At 44.9% G+C, this 7,570-nt stretch carries 3 protein-coding genes and 1 pseudogene; all 4 read right to left on the bottom strand.

Annotation, left to right across the window (positions count from 1 at the left end; translation table 11 throughout):
* Positions 1-56: 56 nt before the first annotated feature.
* The 4 genes and pseudogenes from JC606_RS07560 to JC606_RS07545 all read right to left on the bottom strand — a co-directional run bounded on the left by JC606_RS07560 (position 57) and on the right by JC606_RS07545 (position 7,525).
* Positions 57-2,453 (bottom strand): hypothetical protein, encoded by a 2,397-nt coding sequence (locus JC606_RS07560; protein ID WP_137406814.1) that lies wholly within the window; start codon positions 2,451-2,453, stop codon positions 57-59.
* A 167-nt stretch (positions 2,454-2,620) separates the two neighbouring features.
* On the bottom strand, positions 2,621-3,859 hold the full coding sequence (locus JC606_RS07555; RefSeq protein WP_105058766.1) for an alpha-xenorhabdolysin family binary toxin subunit A: 1,239 nt from the start codon (positions 3,857-3,859) through the stop codon (positions 2,621-2,623).
* Positions 3,860-4,548: 689 nt separating this feature from the next.
* A complete protein-coding gene (locus tag JC606_RS07550) occupies positions 4,549-5,913 on the bottom strand; it encodes an 8-oxoguanine deaminase (protein ID WP_198778339.1) in 1,365 nt (454 codons plus the stop codon).
* 161 nt (positions 5,914-6,074) lie between these two features.
* Positions 6,075-7,525 (bottom strand): annotated as a pseudogene (locus tag JC606_RS07545) (nucleobase:cation symporter-2 family protein).
* Positions 7,526-7,570 lie beyond the last annotated feature (45 nt).

The raw sequence follows: 7,570 nt of genomic DNA, 5'->3' as shown, positions 1-7,570 counted from the left end.
AAAGGATCAGATCGCAGGACTCGAAAAAGGTTCAACTGATTTAGGCAACAACGCCACTAATTAGAACAACTGTTGCCATTCGGGATACCACTGCCTAAGAACTCAACCCTAATTTGCTCGACATCTTTTAGGTATAGGTTGTTGGCTTGGTCTGCCTCATCGAAGTTGTTGAGGGTGACATTCCATGTCGAGAATGGAGTGGGTTGGAAGTACGCATATTCGAACTTATTCGCCACTGCGCCATCGGTGATGATGCTAACGTCATTGGTGGTTGGATCATCCAAGCGGTAGTAAAACGCTCGCGAGACCGGGTTAGAACTGAATTGGTAATCCTGATCCTGATAGCGGTCTGCATAGTTACCTGAACTCGATATTCCAAGGTTGAGCTGCTTGCCATAAGGTAAGTTTTCCCCTTCTAAGAACACACGTACTGTAGAGAGTCTGACTCGGTCGAATGAACATAATTGTGCCTGCCCTAATGGAATAGTGAAGTTCAACTCGCCAGTGGTTGCGAAGCTATCGAGTTGCTCTGGGCTAGAGATGGTGTAGTTGTCGATAGTGAAGTCTTGTGGTGCTGGCTGGAATGAAGAGAGTGCATTCACATACTCACTTTCTATGGACGCGAGGTCAAACTGGTAGTCCAAGTAACTTTTATTCAGCGAAGGTGTTATCTCACTTGGTTTCAATGCCCAGTATTCGTATGCCTGAACATAGTTAGACAAAGCCACATACATTGGTCGTTTGAAGTGCATTAGCACTCGTGAAAGCTCACGCTCGATGGAGTCGAAACCTTCGCTGTCTACCTGATAACTCTCAATGGCGTCACTCAATCTTTGCTGTTGATTAGCGGTGACGTTCTTGGTCAATAGTAGGTCGACGAGTTTGGCTTGCTCTTGTGCAAAATTAAGCTGAGTGGTGTTAATTGCTTTGCCTAAAAGCACCTGTTTTTCAAGTTCGACTAAGTATTGTCTCGCGCCTTTAATTCCCAAGCTATCAGCAAGTCTTAAGTTACTGCGGATCTCGGTGATCATCAGATCCCAGGCCAGATTACTCTCATTCAAAGTCGGAATATTAAAGTTAAAGCCATCCATCGCTTCGGAGATTTTATGAAGTTTGATGGTCGATTTCACATCGGCGGTGAGCTGCGCGATGCCCGAAATAGTCTTGGTAACGCTATCAATGATCCCCGTGACTGTCTTGATATTGGTGACTAAGTTTTTCGCTTTATCCAGTGCTTCTGGCGTTTTAGCCAATTGCTCGGTGAGGTCGTTCACACCAGATAGATTTCCTGTGAACACACCGCTGACGGCACTGCCAATCTCTGCGATGGCTTTGAAGATAGCCAATGCTGCATTGAGCTCTTGCTGAGTTTTCCAGTTTTCTACACCGACTAAGTAAGTGGTTCTTGCACTCAGTGTCACAAGTTCTTGAGCTTTGTATTGGCTGTCGATTTCGGTCAGGCTGTCGCCTATTTTGTCTATGTTAGATTGGGTTTGAGTGATGATCGAGTCTTGTGCTCTGAGAACGTCTTCAACGTTATCGAGTGCTAACTTCGCAGCTTCAATCTTGTCTTCGATCACCGTACTTCTGTCTTGAATGATATCCCACTGTGCTTGATACGCGATCATTGCATTCAGGTAAGCTTCGTATTTGCCTTGGTAGAGCACCTTGTCGAGATAAGGCACATAGTTACTTTCTTTAGTGCTGAAACTAATGAACTGTTTAAATGCAACGGTTTGGAGGTATAGATCTGAAAGGATAGGGTCATCTTCCACCACTGAGCCTGCGTGACGCAAACTCTGCTCAATCCAGTTAATCAGTTCGAGGCTAAGCTCTGGATTCGTGTCGAATAAGCTGGAAGCCATATCAAAAGAGCGGTTAACAATGTCGGTAAAAGGTGTGGTCGCTAGTTTCATTTGCCCAGTAATGTTCGAGTCGATGGTGGTTCTGCGGTAGTGTTCTCCTGCTAATGCCACAGAGGTTCCATCGCCATCTTCTGCTGAAAGGGCATCTCGTGTAATGCTGCCATCGTTTTGGAAAGCGAGGACATTAATTGGAGTGTCGATCTGTCCTGCAATCACAGTCACTGATGCCGCAGCGCCTTGTTGCCCGAGAACGAAAGTCGGGGCGCCTTGTCCGACAATTTTACGAGCAAAAATGAGAATGTTTTGGTTATTCACCACCAAGTTGAAGTTTTCTGGAACCTCAATGGTATCGGCAAAAACGACGATCTTGGAGGGCTTAGTCACGTAAAGGTTCTGCTCTGCAATCCAGTCACTGAGGTTGATGTGGAGATCCGACGTAGAGCGAGAGATAACATCGACATCGGAATAGGCAGATTGAACCCAAGTTGGGTATTCGGTGGAATTAGGCAAGTTATTAAGCTCTAGCCAGTCACTAGCAAAAGCTTGTGGAGATAATGAAAGAGAAATAATAATCGGTAGAATTCTCATATTAATGTCCTGTCGAAATGAGTATTAGCCAAATTTTGGGTAGCAGAAACCAACACCTTATTTTCCATAAGGCGTGGTGTTCTGTTGTTGTTTTGTTTTTATTGGTCTTGCTGGTTTAACTTATAGCGAGGCGTCGCTTTGCCGAGCTATTTGTCGATGGGTATGGACTACTCCATTTCTTGAATATAAGCATTGTTTGCAAATGCCTTGGCTTTCTCGCTGATGTTATTCCAGTTCATTTCTGCAACCGATGTATTGGCTAATGCGCCGATAGCACCAAGCATTGCGTCGTCTTTCATGATATCGGCATTGTTTTGAGCTTCATCTAATGCAGCAAGCAGTGATGTGAAGTCGGTATTCATTTTCTGCCAATTTAACTTCAGCTTATTAATATGTGGGATAGCATCTTCAATTTGCTGAGATATAAGATCAATGCTTTCTGAAGAGCGATGGTAAGAGTTATATACCTTTTGTGTGTAAGACAATTGTTCTTCTAAATCTTTAACTTCATTTTGCAGTTCATTGCGCAGCTTACGTGCTTTCTCCGCTTTATCTCCGTAGACGCCCATGATTGGCACGGCGACTAAAGGGAACCACGCGTAGGTGACGGCAGTAGAGGCAACCGTGACATAGTGCGTGTAGTCTTTGTTGAGTTGTGCGATTCGGGCATTGATGTCGTTCACTTGCTGTTGAAGTACGCTGCCATCATCCGTTAGATACCCGTTATGGGTCCCTTCCAACACTTCAAGTTGTAGCTTTTGTGTGTCTAGTTGCGCAGAAAAGTCCAACAAGTTGTCACCCACATCGGACACCTCTTGCTGGTATCTCAATGAAAAGTTTTGCAGGCTTTTCAGATAAGCAATCGCCATTTTTCGGTTGCGTTCAACAGCCTCGATATCTTCTGGTAACGGTGAAAATGCTTTTGCCAACATCTCATTAAGGGCGTCGCTTAAAGGATTGAGCATGTAGTCTTTGATTTGTACATAGTTCGCTAGGCTCAATGAGAGGTTCACGATGCTTGGGTACAGGTCTTTTTTCCAGTAGAAAGCGGTGTCATGGATATTGGAATATTGCTGAACTAAAGCTTGGAAGTTAGAAAAAGGGATGTCGTTAGGAATGCTAAAAGCCGATTTCATGCTGGCTTCTGTGACGGGCAGTGCCAGTGCTCCCTCGACATACGCTTGAATCTGATACCACTCTTGCTGTTTGAGGATGAAATTGTCGGTTTCTAGATCGATAAAAACGCCATTTTCACCGGTGATCGTATCGTAGGTGATTTGAGGTATGTTCTGTTCGGCTGACGCCTGATTAACTTGAATTGGCGCTGCTTGAGAAGTGAAAGCAAAAGAGGAAAGCAGTCCAATCGAGATCGAAGATAATACCAGCGTTCGTGTGATTTTTTTCATGTTTTATCCCTGTTAGATTTGTTATTAGCTTTTCTAGAGACAATAAAATCCCCTACCATGAAAATGGTATTTCTATATATTTATGCGGGTTTATTGAATTGTTTATATTCCCATTCTTGTATTTATTTTGTGGGTTTTAAATATGCTCTCCATTAATATGTTTTTTGTTTTTATAAGGTTTGGTCAATCTATAGCAAATTTATAATGAAAAGTTCTATTTGGATCACATATTTGAATCCGTATTGTTTGATTGTTGATCTATTGAATTTAGTGATATTTAAATCATTAGTTTCTATTCTTTATTCAGGCTATATCTAGAAAGGTGTCGGAGATTTTCATTCTATTCACCAATGATTTAAATGATAGAAATGTAATTATCATAATTGTTGTGATTATTACTAAATCTGTTGATTTAATTGATGTTTATATAATTAGAACGAGTGTTTTAAATTTGACCTGTGCCAAATAAATAATAGGTTTAATATTTAGCTCTAATTAAATTAGCCATATTTAAATTAGTAATTATTAAATTAGTGATATTAATTATAGAGTGGATTTTGGTTTAATATTTAGGGGAAGAACAACCAATAGGACGGCGTATTTAACAGTCAGAATTGAATTTTTATTAGTAGTAAGGAAGCTTGCCCATCATAGTGAGGTACACACTGTTTGATGGACAAGCATTGGCGTTAGTTATTATTCATTGCCAGTTTTCCTAGTTTCATTGCAGCGGTGTGGTGACGGTGCATTAGCTGCCCCATGTCTATGCCGATCACCGAACCATCGTTAACTCGCCATTTTCCGGCAACCATTACTTTGTCCGCTTGTTGAGCGCCGCAGAGTAGTAGTGCTGCAAGTGGATCGTGGCTGCCAGAGAAACGAATGTCATCAAGCTTGAACATCGCGATGTCGGCTTGTTTACCGACCTCTAGCGTACCAATGTCGGTTCTGCCCATTGCGGCTGCAGAGCCGGATGTCGCCCAGCGCAACGCATCAAAGTGTGAAACATTGGCAGAGCCATATTGCAGGCGCTGTAGATACATCGCCATGCGAACTTCAGCAATCATATTGGAGCCGTCGTTTGACGCTGAGCCATCAACACCTAGCCCGACTGTTACGCCAGCCGCCTCAAGGTCGTTGTTCTTACAAATACCGGAAGCCAACATCATGTTAGAAGTTGGGCAATGGCTGATACCAATGCCCGCTTTACCCAAGCGCTTGATCTCTTCTGGATTGAAGTGAATACCATGAGCAAGCCAAGTGCGTTCATTGAGCCAGCCGACATCCTCTAGGTAGTCGACAGGGCGTAGGCCAAACTTCTCAATACAGAAGTCTTCTTCGTCTAAGGTTTCGCACAGGTGGGTGTGCATCATTACGCTCTCACGCTCACTGATCTTGGCGGTCTCTTTCATCAGATCTGTGGTGACCGAGAATGGCGAACAAGGCGCGAGTGCGATTTGAATCATCGCCCCTTCATCACGCTGGTGGTAATCACGAATCAAGCGCTGGCTGTCATCAATGATGGTTTGTTCGGTTTGAATGGTGTGTCGTGGAGGTAGTCCACCTTCATCTTCCCCAAGGCTCATGGAACCGCGAGTGAATATCGCCCTTACGCCCAATTTCTCTGCCGCCTCGACTTGTAAATCAATGGCGTGTTCAAGCCCGTTTGGCAGCAAGTAATGATGGTCCGACGCTGTAGTACAGCCCGACATCATTAACTCGACAAGCGCCAGCTCAGTAGCAAGGCTCATCATCTCAGAATCGAGGTTCGCCCAAATCGGGTAGAGGCTTTGTAGCCAATGGAAGAGTTCTTTATTGAGTGCGCCGGGGTAGGCTCGCGTTAGGGTTTGATAGAAGTGGTGGTGCGCATTGATAAGCCCTGGTGTTACAACATGACGAGAGGCGTCGACGCTGTAATCTACGGGGGAGGTCGGCTCTTTGTGTTTGCCAACCAGTTCAATGATTTTATTACCTTTAATGACAATGCCGCCTTCTGCATCAGCAAGTGAGCCAGTGTAGATTGCGAGAGGATTCTTAATCCAGATGGTTTCCATTCATAGTAGTCCTTAGCCATCTCAGCCTTTTCAGGGAAGAGGGTCTTTATTTGGTATTTGTTGTTAAAAGATAAATTCGAATCAAGGGCGATGAAACATTCAGTGTTCTCATTACGCCCGTGATTCTACGGAAATCGGTTTTACGCTAGTTCAAGAATCAGTTAGTTCGTTTTTGGCTCAGGGTTATCTGATGCCGTTTGAACGTCAGTTTCTGTTGTTGCTTGTTGAATCTCTAGCTGCTCGTTTGAGTGTAGTTCTTCTTCAGCTTGTTCTTTCATTTCTAGCTCAACTTGCGCTTGGCTTTCGGCTAACGCTTCTTGTTCTTCTGCGCGTGAAGATTTAGGCAATACAAGGTTAAGAACAACCGTCATGATGGTGCCAGTCGTAATGCCAGAGTACAGGAAGTTCGCTAAATCGTGTGGCAAGTGTTGCAGCAATCTTGGTTCGAAGGTAACGGCCAAACCAGATGCCAAACCTACACAGATTACCAAGGCATTTCGCTTGGTGTCTGCGGCTTTGATCAACATGCGGATACCCGCGTAAGCAATCATTCCGAACATCACAAAGCCCACACCACCCAAAACGGGTTTAGGGATCGTGACGGCAATAGCGGCTAATTTTGGGAATAAACCGCCTAAAATTAGTAAACCACCGGTGCGGCAACCACGTAGCGACTTGCTACCCCTGCGATACCGACAATACCAACGTTTTGGCTGAATGAAGCGAGTGGCATTGCAGTGAGAATCGACGATAAGGTACTGCCGATACCATCACCCAGTAGCCCACGTTTTAGGTCTTTACCGCTGACTTGTGTTTGACAGTTGTTGCCAAGCGCCATGAAGTCACCTGTTGCTTCAGCGATAACCACGATGTACACCAAACTCATACTGATGATGGCACTGATTGAAAAGGTAAAGCCATATTTAAAAGGTTCAGGACCGCCAATCCAAGCCGCAGAGCCGATTTGCTCAAGGTCGACCATGCCGAGTGATAAAGCCACAATGTAGCCGCCTGCTAAACCGATCACGATAGCGGAAGCCGCAACCGCGCCTTTACAGTAAACCGATACACCAACCACAATACCCAGTGAGACAAGTGCTAGGAACAATTTAGGTAGTGTGGCGAATTGTTCGGTGTTGGCAGGAGAGTCTCCGACCCAGTTCATGGCAACCGGTAAAATGGTTAAGCCGATTAAGGTAACCACCACACCACTTACCACGGTTGGGAACAGCTTGCGAACCTTGTCCATGTAGAAACTGGCACCGATTACCACGAACGAGCCGATTAGCGCTGAGCCTATAATGGCGGCTACGCCACCTTCGTTACCGATTGAAATGGCCACCCCTAAAAAGGCGAAGCTTGAACCCATTACAACGGGCAATCGAATACCGACAGGTCCGAAACCAAGACATTGAGCGACGGTCACAATACCGGATGCCAATAGTGCAGCATTGATCAGTGAAACGATCTCTGTGTTAGGTAGGCCAATAGAAGCGCCGACAATAAGGGGAACAGCGACGATGCCACCAATCGAGGCGAGCATGTGCTGTAATGCGAGTAGAAGGGTTAGCCCGTGAGGCGGTCTTTCATTAAGGGTGTACAGAAGTTTCATTTGATATTCCTCTGCCTGCGTTGCCGTTTACAGGCGATTGGCGGT

The organism is Vibrio sp. IB15, assembly GCF_016406055.1.
GTDB classification, from domain to species: Bacteria; Pseudomonadota; Gammaproteobacteria; order Enterobacterales; family Vibrionaceae; genus Vibrio; species Vibrio chagasii.
Note: the sequence above shows the minus strand (reverse complement) of the source record. Positions and strands in the feature narration are given on the sequence as shown.